Genomic DNA, 21231 nt, shown 5'->3' with positions numbered 1-21231 from the left:
CGTTTAGGAAATTTTTAAAGGAAACAATGTTTCTGGTCATCCTCTCAATTAGCTTTTTCTTGAGTTAAGAGCGCTGGTCTAGGAATTCTTCCCTGAGTGACCTTATCGCTTTTTATTTGTCTTTTACTAAATCATTAGTGTTAGGTGGTTAGACACATGTCAACTAATAACTTTCGCTTAGGCGTTGTTTTTACTCATCCGACTCAGCACCATGCTCCTCTCTGGCGTCAGTTGAATGCTCAACCAGGAGTCGATGTCTCAGCCTTTTATCTGTGTACTGAAAACCAGGCCCAAGGGGCTAAAGGTGTGGGTAATACAGCCGCTTGGGACGTGGATTTGACCAGTGGCTATACCTATGAGTATCTGAAGAATTGGAATGGTAGTGTGGCCCCAAAGATTAAGCGTGGACTGTTTACTCCAGGCTTGATCAATAGGCTTAAGGCAAAAAACTTTGACGCTGTCTTTGTCAGTAGCTTTTTCACCTATTCCTATCGACTGGCAATCTTGCTGTGTAAGCAGCAGGGCATCCCCATTATTATGCAAAATGATGCCACAATTATTACAGACTCACATTTTAGCTACTTAAGAAAGCTGGCCACTACTTTACTGTATCCATCCATGTATGGGCTGGTAGATCATTGGATCTCCAGTGGTGATCACAATGAAATATATCTCCGTCACTATGGCGTTTCCGCTGACAAGATTGTACGGGGATGTTATCCGGTTGATCGCGATCGCTACGAGCAGACACTGGCCCAAAACCCAGAAGAGATCAAGAAAATTCGGGCAGAGCTAGCCTGGGATGACGATACGATTCTGTATAGTTTTGTTGGCAAATATATTGAGCGCAAAAACCCCTTTGAGTTTATCGATGCCGTTGTGCAAGCCCATCGCAAAGATCCACGGGTGCGAGGCATTATGCTAGGCGGTGGTGAACTCAATGATGCCATTAATGAGCGACTGAGTGAGTTAAATGGAGAGGTGATCAACGTTGGCTTTATTAATCAAAGTAAGCTGCCCCTATACTATGCAGCTCTAGATGTATTTGTGGCTAGCTCATGGTCAGACCCCCATCCTCTGGTGGTTTCTGAAGCCATGGCCTGTGGTTGTACCGCCATTATTAGCGATCGCTGTGGCAACTGGGGCTATAGCGATACCGTTCGTCACCACTATAACGGTCTTGTCTACCCCTGTGGGGATGTGGATGCCCTGACCAACGCTATCCTCTCGCTGACCTGTACCCAAACTCGCCAAACCTATAGCCAACGTGCGCGCGAAGTGTTTGCTAATCAAGACTTAAATTGCGAAGTCAATGCCTTTTTAGCAGTTATTGAGCGCATCCAGCGGCAAAAAACTGGACAAAAATTGAATTTACATCCTGTTTCGTCTTAGTATTTCGAGATTTAACGAGATGAAGTTGTCTGTAAATACTAAGGACCTATACCTGAAATGCGCATAACAATATTAAGGCGTTCTCCCGGCGTTTCTTTTAGTATGGATGTGTATGCCGACGCCGTGGTGGAAGGACTTAGAGCCGTTCGACCGAATTGGGAAATTGTGGAAAATTTTCCCGATAACCCTGTTCAGGGCAAGCGTACTAACTCTCTACTCAAAGGCATACAAAAATATCACCAGAGATATTGGCAATATCCTAAAGGCTTACAAAATTGTGAGTCCGACATTTTTCATATTATTGACCACAGTGATGGCTATCTCGTGAACTGGCTTAAAACAGCCCAGGTGCCTGTTGTTGTTACCTGTCACGATTTGATCAATCTAGTCCATCCAGAGTTATTTCGTGATCGAGCTCTGATGCCTTGGTTAAGTTTAGCCACATGGAAATATTCACTGCGCAGCATGTGTGAAGCCCATCGAATTGTTTCAGTTTCGGACTATACCGCCCAAGATATTATTAAGTATTTGGACGTGGGTGCAACGAAAATCCAAACTGTTCCCAACGGGGTAGACGATATTTTTCAGGCTATAACTTCCCAGGCAGAGGGCCATTTTCGTCAAGATTTAAACATACCTGCGGAAACATGCTGTTTACTCAATGTTGGTTCTAACAACCCACGCAAGAATATCATTACAATTTTGAAGGTTGTGGCTCAGTTGCAAACTAAAGGATTCCCCATTCACTTTTGGAAGGCAGGGGATGACTTTACCCATGACCAGAAAAAATTTATTGCGGAACATCAACTTGATGGTCGTATATCTTATCTAGGTAAACCTGACAAGGAGACTTTGATCAAAATTTATAATGCAGCTGACATATTAGTCGCGCCTTCAACATATGAAGGTTTTGGGATCACGGTTTTAGAAGCAATGGCCTGTGGTCTGCCTGTAATTGCGTCCAATGTCACCTCACTACCAGAGGTGGTTGATGATGCCGCTATCCTTGTGGAGCCTCTGGATATTAATGGTATTGCTAAATCAGTAGAAGCAATCTTTAAAGATCCAGATGTAAAACGTGAGCTGATAACTAAGGGGACAACACGCGCAGCGAAATTTACTTGGAAAAACACCGCCGAGCAAATTGCTCAGATATATGAATCGCTATTAGCTAGTGCTGCTGAAACAAATATTGCTTAAATTTAAGGAATTATAGGATGAGCTATCAACTCAGAAATGTTCTAGGCTTACATGCTAGAGATGCTGTTTTTTTGACTAGGACGCTTAAAGCGAAAGCTCTTTCAGGTAACCGTCCTAAGAATTTCGTGATCTGTAATTCCTATCCTAAAAGTGGCACTCACTTACTGTATCAGATTCTTTATTCAACCCCTGGCCTCAAGCGATGGGATGACATTATTTCTGTTCAAGCCCTTTGCGGCATTATGAACACGCCTAACCATATTCGATGGAAGTTAGGGTCTGCCCCTAATCAATCTATTGTGCGATCGCATCTGATGCATTCACAAGAGATTTTAGACATCCTAGGTGAGCACCATTGCAAGCCTTTATTTATCTATCGCGATCTCAGAGACGTAGCGGTTTCCCATGCTCGCTGGGTAACCAAAGAGAAACGCATATTTTTGCACGATATTTATCAGCAGCAATCTAACTTTGACCAGCAGTTAATGAACTCCATTGTCGGTGTCCCTGTCGGCTCACCGTTTGGTTCAAACCTTTCCCAGCCTAATATTGCTCAAGACTTCTCACGCTGGCATGGCTGGCTTCAGGATTCACAAACCCTGGCGGTTAAGTTTGAAGATCTGGTGGGAGAAAGGGGGGGTGGCTCTGAAGACAAGCGGCTACACCTTATTGGTCAAATTATGGATCATCTTCAGGTCAACCTTTCCTCTGAAGAAATCAAGGCTAAATTTGGTTCCTATGCCATGAACCCAGAAGAATCTCACACATTTAAGAAAGGTGGAAAAGGCGCTATTGGAGGATGGCAACAGTACTTCAAAGAAGACCATAAGGCAGCATTCAAGAAAGTTGCTGGAGATTTACTGATTGAACTCGGTTATGAAACGGGTCTTGACTGGTAGTCACAAAAGCTAAAAATTGTTCGACTGTTAACCTTAAGGCTGTATTCCAGATGAAAGTTCTTATATCAGCATATTCGTGTGAACCTGGCAAAGGCTCAGAACCTGGTGTGGGCTGGAATATTGCCCGAGAAGTTGCGCATCATCATCAGGTTTGGGTGCTGACTCGCCCTGATGAGAGCAAAGAGGCCATCGAAGCTGAGCTGGCTCGCAACCCCATTCCCAACCTGAAATTCGTTTACTTTACGCTGCCTTTTTGGCAAGATAGCATGCGCCTGGGACAATCGGGTGCCATGCAAATTCACTATTATCTGTGGCAGATTCAAGCCTACTTTGTTGCCCGGCGCTTACATCAAGACATTAATTTTGACGTGGCTCACCATGTCACCTTTGTCCGTTATTCAACACCCAGCTGGCTATCCCTATTGCCTGTTCCCTTTGTTTGGGGGCCGGTGGGCGGTGGCGAACAGGCTCCTCAGAGTTTTTTCAAAGACTTTAGCGACAAAGCAAAACAGTATGAAACCCTGCGTAAGCTAGCCCATAAAATGGGTGAAATTGATCCCTTTACCCGGTTAACGGCGCAACGTAGTGCTGTTGTGCGAGCCACCACCCATGACACGGCTAAACAACTAAGCAAAATGGGCGCATCCCATGTGCAAATCGCTTCAGAGTCTGGTCTGGCTCCAGAAGAGATAGAAAAGTTAAATCGTTGTCCCCTGCCAGAGACTGGCCCCTTCCGCTTGATCAGCATGGGACGTTTACTCCATTGGAAAGGATTTTATCTGGGTATTCAGGCGTTTGCGAAAGCGAATTTGCCCAATGCTGAATATTGGATTTTGGGAGAGGGACCGGAGCTGGAGAACTTTCAGGCACTAGCCAAGGACCTGGGAGTAGCCGACAAAGTCAAGTTTTGGGGACGGCTACCCCGTAAGGAAACCCTGGAAAAGCTAGCTCAAAGTCACGTGTTGGTACACCCTAGCCTGCATGATTCGGGTGGTTGGGTCTGCTTAGAGGGGATGGCGGCAGGGCGTCCGATTCTCTGCTTAGATCTAGGCGGTCCAGCGGTCCAGGTGACCGATGAAACTGGATTTAGAATCGCAGCCCATACCCCCGAGCAAGCGACCCAAGACCTCAGTCAGGCAATGCTTAAGCTGGCACAGGATCCTGGCCTGCGGAAAACTATGGGTGAAGCGGGGAAAAAGCTAGTGCGTGAGCACTATAGCTGGCAGGCAAAAGCGTCACAGCTAAGTCAGCTGTATCAAGAACTCTGTGCTGTGTCACCAGGTATGTAACGTAAGCCCTTTCACAAAAACTGCCGACCTCTTTCAAACTATTCCGACTTGGCAGTAAGGACTCGTAAATTTAGACCGTAGGGAGTTAGATTACAAATGCGTATTCTAGGGGTTCACAATCGCTACCAGATCCGTGGTGGCGAAGAAGAATGCTACGAAGCTGAAATGGGTCTACTGCAAGAGCAGGGGCACCAGGTGGATCTCTATGAGGAAACCAATGACCGCATTGCTGAGGTGAGTAAGTTATCCCTGGCAGCACAAACTGTGTGGTCACAGACTACCTATAACGCAGTGCGTAAGCGCCTGGCACAACAGCATTACGATATTGTACATGTGCAAAACTTTTTTCCTCTGATTTCTCCCTCCATCTATTACGCCGCTAAAGCTGAGAATATTCCTGTTGTCCAAACTCTCCACAACTATCGTCTTGTCTGTCCTAACGGCCTATTCTTCAGACAGGGTCAAGTATGTGAAGACTGTGTCGGCAAGCCAATTCCCTATCCAGGCATGGTCCATGGCTGTTACCGAGAAAATCGTGTAGCCAGTGCCGGAGTTGCGGCCATGCTCTCCACCCATCGAGCCATGGGCACATGGAAAAATAAAGTTGATTGCTATATTGCGTTAACAGAGTTTGCACGACAAAAGTTCATTGAGGGGGGACTACCTGCTGACAAAATTGTCGTCAAACCCAACTTTGTTGCCCCAGAGCCGCAGGTGGGTACTGGCAAAGGCGGTTATGCCCTGTATGTGGGCCGTCTTTCTGTGGAAAAAGGGCTGGATACCTTGCTAGACGCCTGGAAACAGCTCAAAACACCGTTACCCCTCAAAGTTGTAGGGGATGGGCCACTGTCGACCCTGGTGACCGCAGCAGTTGAACAGATGCCCCACATAGAATGGCTGGGCCGTAGACCGATGGCTGAAGTGCATCAGCTGATGGGGGAGGCTCAGTTTTTGATCTTTCCATCTAAGTGGTATGAAACCTTTGGTCGAGTTGCTGTCGAGGCATTTGCCACGGGTACTCCTGTGATTGCCTCTAAGATTGGTGCCATCACAGAAATTGTTAAATCTGGCCATACTGGTTTACATTTCACCCCTGGCAATCCTGACGATCTAGCCCGTCAGGTGCATTGGATGTTAGACCATCCTGAACCTCGGGGACAGATGCGTCAAAATGCTCGTGCTGAGTTTGAGGCCAACTATACAGCAACCGCTAACTATTCGCAGCTGATGGCCATTTACTCCCAACTTGTGCCCGTTTCTCCATCGGCTCCATCGGCCACACCGGTTACTTTACGCTAACAATGCAGACTCAGACTCTACCTCGTCCCAAAGCGCCTGCGGGTTTCATTTCAAGCTCTCGCTTGTTACTAATTTCATTTGCGACGGTTTTTTTTCCCAGACTCCTTGAGTCAATGGGGGCTCCAGCACCGATCAATTTTGTTCACTTTATTGTGCTACCTGCGGCTTGCAGCCTAGTGATGTTGAGCAGTCGGCATCAATCCCGCAGGCAGTTGGCTACTGTACAGGCTCTACTTGTTGGATTGGTGGCATTGTTTGCGATCGCAACCGCCAGCGCCTTACTAAATAACGCAGGCCTGATCAATGTCTTCTTAGGGCTCATGATTATCTCAGAGCCTTTTATTTTTTTGGCCGCCCTTATTTCCGTTCCATTTACACAAGACTCCTTAGACCAATTCAAAAACTGGATTCTTCGTTTTGGAGCTATCCATCTGGGGCTAGCCTTGCTTCAGAAAGTGGGTTTAACCACAGGTCTGTTAGCCCACACTCGGATGACCATAGAAGACAATATCCAAGGTGTTTTTTATCTCTCCTCCGGTGGTCACGTAGTGGGGGCGAGTGCATCCTTAGTATTTGGTCTTTACTATTACGTCAGTGCTAAGACAATGCCCGTTTGGATACGTACTTCTGTGCTTGCCGCAGTGATGGCACAGGTCTTATTTGCTGATGCGAAACAGGTAATATTAGTCGCATTTTTAGCCTGGGGCTGCCTAATTTTTAGCAAAATCACCGATTTCAAAGTAGCCTTCCAATATATTATTGCAGCCGGTCTACTGGGGTACACCTTCTATTGGTGTATTTACAATGTCGATTTTTTTAGCGCCTATAGAGGCTGGATTCGCCCCCATATCTATGGCCCTAACGGCGATGCAACCGTTCTCAAAACCACCCCTTTTAGAGTTATTCCCAACCACTACAATTCATTCTTAAACTGGTTCTTTGGTTTGGGGCCTGGGCACACCATTGGTCGCATAGGAGGCTGGATGATCAGAGACTATTGGTCTCTTGTTGGACCCATGGGTGCAACGACCCATCCGGTCACTGATTTAGTTTGGTCAAGGTGGCGTGGGAATTATTTAGATTCAAGTTTTTTCTCTCCCCTATGGGGCTGGGCCGGTATCTGGGGAGACTTAGGTCTTTTAGGTCTAGGCAGCTACATCTATTTATGGTTTGTTACCTTAACTAGAATTACTAAAGACGATGTATCTCGTTTCTTAGTCCTCAATGTCATCGTTAATGGTTTTATCTTTACTCTTATGGAAGAGCCTGGCTTCACACTGACGAGTATAGTGTTAGTTGGGCTCCGCTGGCACGAGTTGCGTATTAAAGGTCGTGGATAATTGAGAGCACGGGCCCGATCAACCTAGTACTTTGTGGCGTAATTTTGATCATTATCAATTTTCATACTATCCACTACCAAGCCTATGTCAACACAAAAATTCTTTGATATAAAGCAGCTTATAACGGTGGTTTATGCTCAGTTACAACAGGCCATAAAGACTAACCATGGTCGGTTGATGCTCTTGGGCTCAGTTGTGGGGTTAGTATACCTACCAGTATGGGTTGGCTATCTCTTTCCTCGAGCACTGAAGGGAAAAATTGGCTGGTTTTTAGTATTAAGTATGCTACTCATAGCAGCTTGGAAGCTATGGCAGCGTCGCCAGGTGTTTAGCACCTTAAAAGCATCGGAAGAAGATCGAGCTTTAGGCTATTTATTAATTGTTGTCGGCATAGTTGTATTCCCATTTTGTCGATTTGCCATGTGGCCCCAAGCGTTATTGTGGCTACTTATTATTATCGGTATGGCCTGTAGTACCTGGGGGCTTAAAGTCTTTAACAAGTTTATGCTGCCAACCTTTTTTATTGGTTTAACCGTATATCCTCGCATTGGCATCATTTCTCGGGGGCTGTGGGACTTTTTCGTTCCTGATCAAGGATTAGAGAAAGTTATGGCCTGGGCAGGCACACAATCAATGCAGTGGATTGGATTCCCAGCAACGCAGCAGGGCATCTTTATCACATTTCCTGAAGGAGCTGTGGAAGTAGGTTGGGGGTGTAATGGGTTAGATATGGCAATTACCATTGCCGCAGCAGGTTTATTTATGGGGTTGTTGTACAAACAAGATCGCCGTCAAATGGTGCTGTTAATTATCGCTGCTGCAATCATTGCCATGATCGCTAATGTGCCCAGACTCATGTTGGTAACCATTGCCCATGTGTATTGGGGACCAGAGTGGTTTAAATTCTGGCATGGTTTTTGGGGTGGTCAAATTTTCTCGGGCGTTTTGTTTACGGCTTATTACTATATTGTTGAGGCACTAATGAAGTCTCAGTCTCGACAGATGAGCGGATAAAAAATCATAGCAGTCTCAGCCAGGCCATCCAAAGCATTTGCCCCAAACACGTTATTCATAAACCTTAAAAGAGATAGACTGTAGAAGAACTAGAGCCTATCTCTTTTTTCGACTTCGCTTAGTCAACTATCTCGGCCAGCGTTCCCTATCACTTTGAAGAAGTCATACCAACAGCTTCATATAGGGGACGCTTACCCTTTTCTACGCATCTTTAAGCAACGGTTTTCAGTCAACCACAACTAAACCATTAGCTCTTAAAGACTACCGTAGACCCATTAGGCATCAGCGGCTTCACCACGTCGCTTGCGCATAAAGGCAACACCCATACCAATCAAACCAGGCAACACAGCTGGAGTGGGAATTTCTTCACTAGTGACCGTCAAACTGGCAATGGTGTAGTCATCATCCAGCTCAGGAGCACTAAATCTCCAAACATTACCACTAGGCAATAGTAGGGGCGTAAAGTCAAAGGTGCCTATACCGGAGTCAAGGCCATTACCACCAGGGATATCAGCGATCTCGATAACAGAGTTACCGTCAACCGCCAGACTAAAGTCATCGTTACCAACTTCACCTACCTCATCAATAGGCACATTGGTACCAACACGTCGGAACGTAGCAGAGACAATGTTTACAAACCGACTACCAAAGTCAAAATCAAGGAAGTCTGGACCGTTTAAGGCAAGGCCATCCACCTGTTCAGGAGGAGCAACGCTTAGGACCCTGGCCAAACCCAAACCGTCAGCAGTCTGAGTGACGACACCATTACCACTTACATCTACAGTTAGACCATCAACTGTAAAACTGGATGGTGCAACATCAATTAGAAGCGGTACGTCAAATCTTCTGAAGTTATATGTAATAGAAGCAGCGTTTGCGGAATCAGCTTGTGCCAGAAAACTTGTAGCTAAAGTACTTGCAAACAGGGCACCTGTTAGAATATATTTTTGCATGATTTTGTAGGGAAAAATGTTTGCTTGAAAAATGTATCGGTAGAGCCCAATTTAACCCTATAACTCCAGCCTCGTTGAACTAAGTTGCCCACTTGCATTCAACTGGAGTATTTGTCAGAATCGCACAAGAAACAGGAACACCTCATGCATATGCACCATAAGACTTTAAAGCATATGCAAGAATCAAGGAAAAAGCTTTATCAAGCTTTCTTGAATACATTTTCTGCCCTATGAAGCTGAGATATCCTCAATTGGTGACACTTTAATTAGTTAAACATCGATCCCCGGAGTCTTCTTTAATAAAGAAAGAACCCCAGGATTTGACGAGGATATCCAGAAAATCGTACAAAAATAAGGAGCAATAATAGAGATATTTAGGGCAATAGGGAAGGAGAAGAGAAAGCTGTCTGATGTGCTATATCCACACAAAAAATCTCGCTTACTATCAGACTCAACGTCGTCCAGCATTCTCCTTAGGATTGACCAAAAACTATTGGCTATACAATAGTCCTAAAATAAGAAGCCCCTATCAACTCTCACCTAGCAGTTAACAGGGACTCAATGACTATTCAGTTATTTGATGATAATAGCTATTGAACGATCAGCTGTATCAATATCAACCAGACTTATCCACGCTTAATGCCCAGGCGACCTAATCCTACCAGCCCTAGTCCGACTGCTATAAGATTACCGAGGCTGGCCACACTATTTTTAGTAATACCCTGACGAGCATTTTGCTTGAGGGCTTGAGCCTGACTCGACAATTGTTGAGACGCTTGCTGTAATTGCTCAAGAGTCACGTTTTCCGGTAGGCTGCCACCAGCTTGGACCTGTTCAATCTGCGTCTGGATCTGTTGTTCCTGATTGTTGATATTTTGCAAAGCCTGTTTTTGAAAGACCAAGTTATCCCGGATTACTACACCACAGGACAAGACAAAGGCAACTCCTAAAGCTAGACAAGCATACCCCAATGAACGTTTTAACTGGCGCTGTTCAAAAGTGGCAAATAGCAGCATCCCAACTGCCAGCAGCAATACAATACTGCGATCTCCAACCTGTTGCATCACATTGATACGCCATTCTAAAGCAAAGACATTGAGCGGTGTAGCCAACACCAACATGTCAACTAAAAATCCCAGCAAACAGGTAAAGCCAACAACTAAACAAATATTCTTAGCAGCAGGCATCTGTGGATTTTGGCCAACATCTGTTTGATTAGCTTTAGAAGGAAAGGGTCTAGGAAGGCTTGTCATGGCAAAAAAGAATAAATCAAGTGGTGTCGGAACATAAGTTAGGCGCTTAGGTCTTAATATTAAAGCGATACTAACGAATGATATATCGCGTTGTCCCCATACATGAGAGTGGGCATTATCTCGGAATCTAAGCAGGAGCAATGGGAAGATAAATCTTCAAATGTGGTAAACTAGTCTCTATAAAGTTTGTCTGTCACCTCTCGATTGCCTCCTTTGTTTAATCGCAACAAAAGCGATAGTCTTACTAATCAAGAAATAGGCATAACGTATTAATTATTTTCTCTGGTCATAAGGAGCTATCCGTAAAGTTCCTGACATTTTTCTACGTTGGCATGTCCGTATGGCCATTATTTGCTAAGTTGCATCACCCGGAAGGGTCGCAATAAATAATATATAAAGAATAAAGATTTAGGCAGCGATACTGTAGCGATATCTGCAAGAGTCGGCTGCATAAGCGTTAGGATAAATTTAATACGATTTTTCCACTGGCTCATAAGCCGCAGTTGATATGCAGCGTTGAGAAGATCTAACTTTGACTTAGAATTTATATTACTCTTTAGTATTATTTGTCGTTGTAATGCCTCAGCAAGTTTTTGAATAAAGGTACAATTCTGCAACGGCTGTTCAATCTGGTCGGGCAAAGTGAACCCATATAGTTGACGAATCAAACACAGTCCCAATAAAAGCCTAGGAAGCACATCCATCTGCTTTGATAGTTTCACTAGCTGATCCCAATCTAAATCAGGGTGGTTCTTGATCAAGATTGCAACATCAAAAAGCTTACCTAGATGATTCCAGCAATCTTCAACACCTTGTGCGCATAACACAAGTATCTGAACCTCTGGTGTCAAACCTAAGACTTGATGTCCTCCGATTTTAACCTGCTGAGTGTGCTCCCAAATCCATTGAGTGTTAAATAATGGGGAGAATTGCTTAGATAAAACTCCTTGATGAATATCAAGAAAAATACGATTTTTGGCATTCACTAAACTATACTCTTTTTGTGAGTTGAAATATAGTTCTTGGTCTTGAAAGCTAAGTTTAGTCAAACACTCTCTTTCTTCTTTCGCCATCAACAAATCACACGTATAACCATGATTTTTGGCAATATCTCTAAGTTTAAAAAAATCATGGGAATGTACTAGTAAATCTAGATCATAGAAGGTGCGCAATGATAAATCGCCATAGGCAACCATTGCGGTCATTGGCCCCTTAAATGTAATTGCATCAATCTGATGCTTTTTTAGGATATCTAAAAATCTAATGAGCTCTTGTAATAGAAAAAAGTTACGTTTAATATTTTTAAAGTGTAGTTGATGTAACTTTGGCAGGACAAAATCTGGCAGTTCCTGTGGGGATACTAGAGTAAGAGTCTTATGGAGTATGGGCAATACCCTATGAACCTGCGCCATTTTAATGACTTCATCCCAGTTTAAGCTGGTTTGTTGGATTAGCTGGTTAATCTCGCACGGGTCATCAATATTCAGATATACTCTGGCGCATTTTAGTAGAAATGAGATTTCTGGATTTAGCTCAGTTATTCTTAAAGTACTCACAGCTCTAAAGTAGTTAATTGAAAATCAAATAATAGATACTACCTCTACCAATAGTTTTTAGCTTGAATTTCAAATAAATGGGCGTAATTTCCCTGTTTCTCCATTAACTCTTGATGTGTACCGTTTTCTATGAGTTTGCCGTTGTCCATGACATAAATACGATCAGCCATTTTGACTGTAGACAAACGATGGGTAATTAAAATTGCTGACTGGTCTTGAATTAACTCACGAAACCTACTAAAAAGTTCGTACTCAGCCTTGGGGTCCATGGCACTGGTGGGTTCATCTAGAACAATCACCTGAGACTGACGTAAGAAAGCTCTGGCTAAGGCAACCTTCTGCCACTGACCAATACTAAGTTCTTCTCCACCCTGGAATAATTTGCCTAACATAGTGTCATACCCATGGGGTAACTGGGTAATGACCTCATGGGCTCCTGCATGTTTAGCAGCTTCGATAATAAGTTGATCGTCCAGCGGCAGCTGAACATTACCTAACCAAATGTTGTCTTGGGCTGAAAGATTATATTTAGCGTAGTCTTGAAAAATAACACTAATCTGTTGTCGCAAATGGGGAACATCGAGATCTCGCAGATCGATGCCATTCAGTGTGATTCGTCCTTCAGTCGGATCGTACAGGCGACATAATAATTTAATCAGTGTTGTCTTACCTGAACCGTTTTCTCCTACCAGAGCAATGGTTTCTCCAGGTTTGATATTGAAAGATATATCTTGAAGTGCTTGTCGAGACGTTCCTTCATACTGGAAATTAACGTTCTCAAACGTAATGCCCTGCGCTTTTACAGGGGGGCAGAATTTGGGCTGTGCTGGTGTCACAATCTGGGATTTTAAATCTAGAAATTCATATAGATTTGCTAGAAATAGATTGTCTTCATGCAGTCCGGAGAGTCCAGCAATAAATGATTTGAGCCCCTTTTGACCTCGCTGTAATGCCTGATGGTAAAGTACAAGATCCCCAAGCTTTAATATGCCCTGAAACGTTTGATAGAGGATAAAGGCATAAATTGCACCAACCATCACCCCCGCTATGACATTGGCAGCTAAAAACGAGAGTGAACGCCATGTCATTAGTTTGAGCTTGGCGTGGTAAATTTGCGATCGCAGCCCATTAAACCGCTGACTAAATAGGTCACCTAAGCCAAACAAGCGAATTTCTTTGGCAAACTGATCCCCTATCAACAACCAGGAAAGATACGCTGATTTCCGTTCAACAGGGGTCCAGGTACGCTGCCAAGCATATAACCTACGCGTATAGTGTAGCCGAACCAATACGGTTGGAATAATTGCAACTAATAAGGCACTAGTGATACCCCAATGGAGGGTTAATAACAAACCCACCATGGCAACCAATAAAATACCGTTTTGACCAACCAGCGCCAGCCGCTTTAAAATCTGATTAGGGCGATAAGTTGCTTCTTGCTGAGCCCGCTGTAATGTGTCGTGATAACGCGGGTTCTCATAATAGCTAAGATCAATCTCAATGGACTTAGCATGCAAAATACCCCGCATGTAGTCAGAGACCTTTTGAGATTGTGACGATGTGACTAGCTCTGAGAGTGAAGTTGCTATCATGCCAACCAGTAAGACCACAGCCAGTCCGATAAATAGCAATTTATTTTGACTGAAAAACTGTGGTGATGTGGTCAACTCAGATTGAGTTGTCACGACATCAACTAATAGCTTGATTAGATAAATCTGTAGTAATGGCTGTAGCCCCTGAATTATCAGTAAGCCAAGTTTAGCCATGGTCCAACCAGGACTGCTACGCCAAACCAGGCGCAAAGCTGGCATCAATCGCTGAGTTTTCTTAAAGAATGCCGCTAATGGCTTAGCAAATTGCACGGTAGGTTAACCCCTAGTTGGGGGATGGATGATTCTTTCACATGTTCCTCTACCATTCGCACTAAATCCGGCAATTCTTCTAAACCAGGTTTCCGATTAAATCGGTAGTATGACACTTGTTTAAGCAATTGGGTACATTGTTGAAAATGAGCCTTTAAGGACTGGTTATCCCGCAACACATCCATAGCACGGCTATGGCTGACCAAATATGCAAATGCATCCTTGAAGCTCAAGGGGGTGATACTGTGGCTATCGCCTTTGGATAACAGATAAATACTTTGTAATGGGAGCTGCTCTTGTTGGAACCCTGTTTGAAAGTTATAGGCCCGTTTAGCAGAGTGGGCAAAAAGTGCCTCTAGGCTGGCTGGATCTTTGCCCAATGCCTCTGCAGCTTGGGGAGAAAGCTTACATTGAGGAAACGATGGAACAACTTTAGGATTCTCCACATCCTCTAGATTAATTGCCAAGACATCATCGGTTATCACACTATGGCCATGGCTATGTAGTGCTGCAGCTAGAGTGGATTTTCCCCACCCTGAATGCCCTAAGAATGCCACCACCCTGTCTTGTATTGCAACACTGCTTGCATGCAGAACTAGAAATCCCCGTTGTCGTAAAATAACTGACATGCACCCCCCTAAAATATTAGGGGCAATCATCTCGTGGGTCACCCCTTCAAAAGGAGTGATAGTAATCAATCTTCCCTCTGAGAACCGGCATTTTCCTATCCCTGCCAGCCGACCAAAAATCTCCTGTGTGGGCTGTAGCTTTTCAGGGTTAGATTGTTCTCTAGAATCTTGTAGGCGGATGATAACATCTGGCTCACCGTTAGCACTAGGCAGCCCTGACAATGGAATTTCTGAGTGGAGGCACAGCTGATAAGCAGAATAACAATACATGATTTACAAAAATAAGCCTACTGATACTTCAGATAATTTCTCCCCAACAAAGTGCTCAAGTAATTATATTTATTGATATCTTTTACTAAAGACTTAAGGGTGCATATTCACGATGTTTGAATCTATCAAAGCATAGTGAAAAAGGGAATCTAATAAGATGCGTTTCGAATCCATTCAATAATTGTTAAAGTCATAGGAAATGGATTCCTAGTTATCTTTAACAAGAATGGTTGGAAAGAAAATCGCCGTCTATTAGATCCCCTAGATGTTAATCATAAGGTTTGGCCCCTAAGACTGGTCTTCGATGAAGACCTCGAAATCTGAAGAGCCAAAACCTCAATCTCTAAAAGTTAACCATCAGGACTAATCAGGTTAGAGAAGATAATGCTATCTTCACTCGCGATAGCTCCATATTGGTTGACCTTTTACACTCAAGCGATTAGAGGTCGTTGAAGTCGCCCTCTACATTGATAGAACCTGAGGCGTCGATCTCAACAGTTCCCCGACCAGGCACGTTGGAAAGTATCAAGATATCATTAAGATCGATATTTCCCTGAGCTTTAGTTAGCTTTTCTACACTACCGTAAGTTGTCAGATTAGGCTGAGTATATACTTTCTTAGTCATTGTATGTCCTCTAATTAAATCAGTTAGGTTGACAGTTGGTGATACTCCCTGGTTTGGACTTACAGTCAGGCGTATCTGCCCTAACCTGCCAAGATAAATGTTTACCTTAGCAACGAATTATCTCTACATTCGCTGAAACCAAAGCGCCAGTACTGTTGCTCGCCAAACTATAAAACAGTCCTTAGTTATTGAACTCATTCTTTTATTCGACTTAGGGTACTGTTTTAACTTATTCCAAGCATTCTCCCAATTATCAAGATTGATATATCCAAGCACAGCGTGATTGTACTTATTAAGTACGTGCTCAAATGATGGACTATTTATATTGAGTAACCCATGTACAAAATTAGCAGTCATATTGACTTTGTCACCTCGCCATTGGACTGCTGGGGGTAATATATCATTCAGCCCTTGACGCATAATCATCCGTCCAAATCCTCTTCTGAATTTTTGGTCAGATGGAACAGCTAGACAGAATTCAACCAACCGACGATCTAAAAATGGATGACGGGTCTCTAATCCAAAGGCTGCTGCACAACGATCTAATGCCTCAAGATTCACCGCCAGTACACCCCCTGTCATTGCCTGCCAGTGCTCCTGCCGCACTGACCTTAGGGAAGCCTTCTTAGGAGTGTATTTTTGAATTCGCTCCTTTAGACGAACCTGCTTTACAAAATCAGCGTTTACTATTTCTCTTACTCTAGCTAAATCATCGGCTGGCTTCTTTGGCGTTCGATAAAGTTTGTGTAAAATATGATTGAAAGTTGGTTTAATTCCTTGTCGAATCAGCAAACTACGCCGTGAGTATTGAAATCGATGGTGGATAAAATTAATTGCTTTAATAAATTCGAACCACTGTCCTTGCTTACTCAACTGCCTCAAGGCTGGCAAACCATAAGCGGCCAGCATGTAATTAACAGAGAACTTATAGTTTTTGCTAGCAACTTCTATAGCATCTGCAAATTCTGTCCATTTTTTCTGTAATGCTAACTCCTGTAACCGCTCTACGCCGTGAGACACAACTGTATCTCCGTCAAAACCGTCAAAAACAATCCGTACATTTGCCTCATGGGTCGCCTGATTCAAGCGCCAAGGATAGTGATGGCTAGGCCCCAATATGGGCTCATCTTCATAGTTCAGAATCTGTTCAACATCACTTAAAGGCCCAAATGTGTCAGCATGAATATAGTGGGGAGTATAACCACCTTGTTTTAAGACTTCGTCAATATAGGAGCGTTCATCACACTCTTTGACCGTGTCAAAAATGTTTGAAAACGTATGCAGCGTTTCTCCTGTTGTTTCACTCAGGATTTTACGAGCCACACAGCTAACAGAAGAAGAGTCTAGACCGCCGCTCAGATGAGAGCCAACTGGAAAAGCACTTCTTAAGCGACACCTGACCGCTTCAGTAAAAATCTCACGAAAAGCTTCTGCATAGGCATCATCTGATTCTAGTTTTAACTCATAGTTTGAATCGAGTTGCCAATAGGTCTCAACTCTAATGCCTGAAGCGTCTGCCCATAATCTAGAGGCAGGAGGCAACCGAAAAATATCCTCAAAGGTAGTAACTACCTTATCCTCGAACATCAGGGCTAGATAGTCGGCAATACGCACCTCATTAATTTGTTGAGGAATCCAGTCTAGGCAAAGCAATCCTTTAATCTCTGATGCAAATGCAAACGTGTTACTTTCTTGATGAAAATAATAAAACGGCTTCACACCTAAATGGTCGCGGGCACAGAATAGCTGCTGCTTTTGTCCGTCCCAAATGCCAAAAGCAAAATCCCCTAGTAAATGTTCAGGGCAATCACTCCCCCATTTTTCATAGGCTGCCAAGATAAACTCACTATCAGCCACCTTTTCTAAAGGACGATCAGGTAAACTCAAGACCTGGGCTAGTTCATCTCGGTTATCAATGCGAGCATCTGCAGTGATAGCCAAATCACCCTTCACTAAAGGTAACTGTTCATGGAGCGATTCTGGTGTTGTCCACAGCATACGATGCCCCATGCCTACGGCTCCCTGACACCAGACATCTGCACCGTCAGGGCCACGATGCATCAAGACATCTACCATCTGATGCAGATCACTGGACTTCACTAGACGTTGATCGAAATGATAAATCCCTACAATGCCACTCATAACTTCGCTCCTACAGCAGAAAGCGGTTTAAATTGACTCAAGTTATGTAGACCACCAACAATGACTCGTCCTTTGTATTCAATCCAAGCATGGGCAGTCAAATTACCGTTTTCACTCTTAGCAACACCAATGTGGAATTGGTGCGTATACCCGTAGCGAGTTAAGAGTAGCTGGGTTGTTAATGCCCGCACTAAACACATTGCCCCGCCTGGGGTATAGCGACTGGCAATATCAACACTCCAGACAATCTTTCCTACGGAAACAGGGGAAGTCAAGTTATGGCATACCCACACAGAAGCAAGGCGCGATATTCTTTGCCTGACCATATTGAAAGGCAACAACCACAGAGCCAATCGAATTCCATTAAGCAACAGACATGCGTAGAGTAAAACTCGTCGCTCAACTCCTGAAAGTCTTAGGAGATTATTCAACTGTTTCATCACTCACCTCAATCAGGTGGGCATGCTGCATTTCTGAGAGAATTGTATTTAGATCATGCTCGCAAATGTCGGGTTGTACGTCATATTCTGCCAGTAAGTGCTCAAGTATACTGGCGAATGTACATGGCTTTTGAATAAATTCCCAAACACTTGCGCCTACTTCGTTCAGGCCATAATACATGCCTGACTCTAAGTTTAGAATCACCGCTTCACCACCTAATTCAGAGGCAATTTGGTTCTGTGCAGGTGAGATCATCGATGCTGGCGATATTTTTAATGTTTGAGAAGTCATAAAAACCTCAATATAGACAAGTTGTTAACGTTGAAATAGGAAAGCGTTATATAAAGACTGCAGCTTAAACTCGCGAGAAAACGTTCATGTTTTCTTGACTATTGAGCTTTATTCAGTTAGAAATGGGCACTTTTGCCTTGATTGAGTGGTCTCAAATAGTGAGTGTTAGTATGCTCCCTGTCTGTTAAAAACAACAGCGAACGTTTGCAAGATTAGTAGAAGATCATAAGTTATTGACCATTTTCTCTGATAATTGAGATCCATCCGCACAATTTCGTCAAAGTTTTCTACATTAGAGCGTCCATAAACTTGCCATTCACCTGTAATGCCGGGTTTGACATTCAACCGCTGGAAATGGTATCTAGAATACTGTTCGACTTCCTCAAAGGTAGGCGGACGGGTGCCGACCAAGCTCATATCGCCTTTTAATACATTAAAGAACTGTGGCAGTTCGTCCAAGCTTGTTTTTCTTAAAAATTGTCCTACACGAGTGATTCTAGGATCATTCCGATTTTTGAAGATGTGCCCAGCAGCTTCATTCTTGACCAGGTGCTTCATGCTATCTGCATTCGTCACCATCGAACGGAATTTCCAAATCTTAAACTGCCTACCCTTTAATCCACATCGTTGTTGATTATAAAAAATGGGACCAGCGGAATCTAAGCGAATTGCTATTACTATTGGCAAAAATAAGATAGAGGTAATCGTTAAACCCAGCAAAGCACCAACTATATCTATAAGGCGCTTACGTTTACTACGCACTGAAGGATGCGTCGCAGGTGTAACTACCTGTGGGGTGGGGGAGTATGTCGAGAGTCGCATAACGCAAAAAGTTATTTGGGTGCAACGGGAGAGATCGGTATACTTTCAAAATCCAAAGGGCTTCTGTTTGAGTCAAGATGTTCAGCGTCAACAGAAACCCTTAGTGCATCTAATAAGCGAATAACTTGCGTGCTATATCTCATGTTTGAGCTGTTTCAACCTTCCAGATAAGGCGTTCTTATCTGGAAAAAAACACTTGCTTCATGTAAGCTTTGTTAACTTCATGGAGTGCTTACATTGTTTGCAGTGTTTTTACACTGAACAGCCATATCTCTATAGGTAAACAACAGTATGCTGATTTTGTTGGCTGATTTATCAAGGTTATTAGTTTGAATGTCATCGTTTACAGTTTGAGTTTTATAGCTCAGGACGAAATCACACTGTAATTTTGCCGAATAGATGGCGTTAACTATTCCTATAGCCATGGTTTTTTGTGTAAATCCCCGGACATTTGCTTAAAACCTTGTAGAAGTCTGTAAGCCAAGCCATGTTGTTTCTGTCTTCGTTGGTATGACTTCTTTCTGTAACACACCACAACCCACCAAGTCCTGGCAGCAGCTAATCGCTGATTGTCTAGGAGATGAAACGCTCTACCAACGTCAAGATGGCGATCTGGACTCTGATATCTCTACGTCTGATAAATCTGATCAGGTTTATTGGGTAGATGACTTATCGGTTCCTGCTCCACCATCTTCGCCTTGGCAATATCATACAGCCTTAGCCATTGGTGCAACGGTGGTATGCTCTGCCGGAGCCCTGATGCAACATACGGAAACAGGTTTTTGGCATCCGCCAGAGGATTCTGCTTCAAACGACAACACAGCAACTGTAACAGACGCAGAGTCTGCCGCCGCTGAAGCTGACGTGTCTACACCGCCGATTGCCAGCCCACAAGCGTCATCGAGTGTGGCGTTTAGTTCTGGTGCTGGTGAGCGGGATACTACTTGCAAAGACAGTACTTGTAAGGGGCTTGAGTTTATTGATCAACAAGTGCCTCAAATTCAAGAGCAAGTTCGTGCACTGAGATCAGAAATGCAGATGTTTCAAGCGAAGCATACAACGCAGAATCTGCAAACACATCGCACAGTCTTGGCGTATCGTAGTAGCGATCTCTCCCATAGACAGGCTGAGTTAACGGTGCGATCTCAACAGCTACAGCAAAAGCTTTCTAACGTTACCTCTATCTTGGCTTTAGACTCAGATGAAGTTAACTATATCAGCCATCTGCTAGTAACAGACCGCGTATATCAAGAGCAACTGCAACAACTTAAAGCATTAGAAACCGACATCGCTGTTGAATTCAGCAATCCTGACTTAGACAACACTCAGCTTGGGGAGCTTTATGCAGCCTACTACCAACTTGAAGGTCAGCTACGTCAGACTGCTCAAGTTATCTTGGCAGATTATGCCTATGTAGCAAGTCTACAGTCTCCCGATCCACTATGGCAGGAAGCTGCCTATGAAGCGCCTTTACAAGAGCTAATGGACATATCCCACCACCGGCAAATGTTGGTGATAGAGCAACAGACACTGGATCAAATTGCCAAAAAACTAACTGAGCGACGTACTGAACTAGCTACCCTGCTAAGACAATATGCTGTCATGCAACGTGAGTTGGATGGTCACAATCAGGTGCTTCAACAGTATGTTGCTGAACGTCAAGAACTCACAAGTGAGCTTACTTAGACAAACATGTGTTAGGAAACAATAAATGAGGTTATAGACCCCATTTATTGGCGAGAACGGAGCTTCCCTTTATGTGGAAGCTCCGTTTTTTTGTATTAAGTGCCCCTACAGGATGGTCCATGTAATCAGTGTTAATGAATTTGGATTTGACATCAGGAGTCAGGATCTAGAATCTCACTGCCTCCTGGTTCCGGACTGCCATTTGTTTGAAAAACGTCCTTTAAACTACCACTCTGTTCTTTTCGTATTGAGAATTTATGCCCCATGA

Annotated in this window: 18 protein-coding genes; 8 read left to right on the top strand and 10 right to left on the bottom strand. The window is 43.7% G+C overall.

Annotation, left to right across the window (positions count from 1 at the left end; genetic code table 11):
* Positions 1-156 precede the first annotated feature (156 nt).
* The 7 genes from SPB21_RS30990 (at position 157) to crtC (ending at position 8433) form a co-directional block, all read left to right on the top strand.
* Complete coding sequence (locus SPB21_RS30990; RefSeq protein ID WP_499868927.1) at positions 157-1392, top strand: glycosyltransferase family 4 protein; 1236 nt, start codon at positions 157-159, stop codon at positions 1390-1392.
* A gap of 57 nt (positions 1393-1449) precedes the next feature.
* Positions 1450-2592, top strand: a complete 1143-nt coding sequence (locus tag SPB21_RS30985; protein ID WP_163698096.1) for a glycosyltransferase family 4 protein — start codon at positions 1450-1452, stop codon at positions 2590-2592.
* A gap of 17 nt (positions 2593-2609) precedes the next feature.
* The gene (locus SPB21_RS30980; RefSeq protein ID WP_163669978.1) at positions 2610-3491 is read left to right on the top strand and encodes a sulfotransferase domain-containing protein; all 882 of its coding nucleotides are present in this window, start codon (positions 2610-2612) and stop codon (positions 3489-3491) included.
* Positions 3492-3541: 50 nt separating this feature from the next.
* The gene (locus SPB21_RS30975) at positions 3542-4780 is read left to right on the top strand and encodes a glycosyltransferase family 4 protein (RefSeq protein ID WP_499868925.1); all 1239 of its coding nucleotides are present in this window, start codon (positions 3542-3544) and stop codon (positions 4778-4780) included.
* Positions 4781-4876: 96 nt separating this feature from the next.
* Positions 4877-6079: a glycosyltransferase family 4 protein gene (locus SPB21_RS30970; protein ID WP_499868924.1), complete on the top strand. Its 1203-nt coding sequence runs from the start codon at positions 4877-4879 to the stop codon at positions 6077-6079.
* Positions 6080-6192: 113 nt separating this feature from the next.
* Positions 6193-7419, top strand: coding sequence for a hypothetical protein (locus tag SPB21_RS30965; RefSeq protein ID WP_499868922.1), 1227 nt, complete (start codon positions 6193-6195; stop codon positions 7417-7419).
* 84 nt (positions 7420-7503) lie between these two features.
* A complete protein-coding gene (gene crtC / locus SPB21_RS30960; protein WP_499868921.1) occupies positions 7504-8433 on the top strand; it encodes a cyanoexosortase C in 930 nt (309 codons plus the stop codon).
* Between the two features lie 275 nt (positions 8434-8708).
* Here the strand turns inward: crtC and SPB21_RS30955 are convergent, their stop codons facing one another.
* From SPB21_RS30955 to SPB21_RS30910, 10 genes are all read right to left on the bottom strand, one after another.
* Positions 8709-9386: a PTPA-CTERM sorting domain-containing protein gene (locus SPB21_RS30955; RefSeq protein ID WP_163669987.1), complete on the bottom strand. Its 678-nt coding sequence runs from the start codon at positions 9384-9386 to the stop codon at positions 8709-8711.
* A 626-nt stretch (positions 9387-10012) separates the two neighbouring features.
* Positions 10013-10639: an HpsJ-like protein, cyanoexosortase C-associated gene (hpsJ-C, locus tag SPB21_RS30950; protein WP_006518636.1), complete on the bottom strand. Its 627-nt coding sequence runs from the start codon at positions 10637-10639 to the stop codon at positions 10013-10015.
* 347 nt (positions 10640-10986) lie between these two features.
* Positions 10987-12195, bottom strand: a complete 1209-nt coding sequence (locus SPB21_RS30945; protein ID WP_163669989.1) for a nucleotidyltransferase family protein — start codon at positions 12193-12195, stop codon at positions 10987-10989.
* Between the two features lie 44 nt (positions 12196-12239).
* Positions 12240-14057: an ABC transporter ATP-binding protein gene (locus tag SPB21_RS30940; RefSeq protein ID WP_499062067.1), complete on the bottom strand. Its 1818-nt coding sequence runs from the start codon at positions 14055-14057 to the stop codon at positions 12240-12242.
* Positions 14036-14956: a hypothetical protein gene (locus SPB21_RS30935; RefSeq protein WP_499062068.1), complete on the bottom strand. Its 921-nt coding sequence runs from the start codon at positions 14954-14956 to the stop codon at positions 14036-14038. The genes SPB21_RS30940 and SPB21_RS30935 overlap by 22 nt, the downstream gene beginning before the upstream one ends.
* Positions 14957-15395: 439 nt before the next feature.
* Positions 15396-15581: a hypothetical protein gene (locus SPB21_RS30930; RefSeq protein ID WP_499868919.1), complete on the bottom strand. Its 186-nt coding sequence runs from the start codon at positions 15579-15581 to the stop codon at positions 15396-15398.
* Between the two features lie 123 nt (positions 15582-15704).
* Positions 15705-17723 (bottom strand): lasso peptide isopeptide bond-forming cyclase, encoded by a 2019-nt coding sequence (locus tag SPB21_RS30925; protein ID WP_499868917.1) that lies wholly within the window; start codon positions 17721-17723, stop codon positions 15705-15707.
* Positions 17720-18163: a lasso peptide biosynthesis B2 protein gene (locus SPB21_RS30920; protein ID WP_499868915.1), complete on the bottom strand. Its 444-nt coding sequence runs from the start codon at positions 18161-18163 to the stop codon at positions 17720-17722. The genes SPB21_RS30925 and SPB21_RS30920 overlap by 4 nt, the downstream gene beginning before the upstream one ends.
* A complete protein-coding gene (locus SPB21_RS30915) occupies positions 18147-18455 on the bottom strand; it encodes a PqqD family peptide modification chaperone (RefSeq protein ID WP_499062072.1) in 309 nt (102 codons plus the stop codon). Before SPB21_RS30915 ends, SPB21_RS30920 begins: the two co-directional genes overlap by 17 nt.
* Positions 18456-18620: 165 nt before the next feature.
* Entirely contained in the window at positions 18621-19277 is a 657-nt protein-coding gene (locus SPB21_RS30910) for a sugar transferase (protein ID WP_163698076.1), read from the bottom strand.
* Positions 19278-19787: 510 nt separating this feature from the next.
* Here SPB21_RS30910 and SPB21_RS30905 point away from each other — a divergent pair.
* Positions 19788-20963 (top strand): hypothetical protein, encoded by a 1176-nt coding sequence (locus SPB21_RS30905; RefSeq protein WP_499868913.1) that lies wholly within the window; start codon positions 19788-19790, stop codon positions 20961-20963.
* The last annotated feature ends 268 nt before the right edge of the window (positions 20964-21231 follow it).

The organism is Leptothoe sp. ISB3NOV94-8A, assembly GCF_043421595.1.
Lineage (GTDB): Bacteria > Cyanobacteriota > Cyanobacteriia > Phormidesmidales > Phormidesmidaceae > Leptothoe > Leptothoe turfae.
This window is presented reverse-complemented; position numbering and strand designations above follow the sequence as displayed.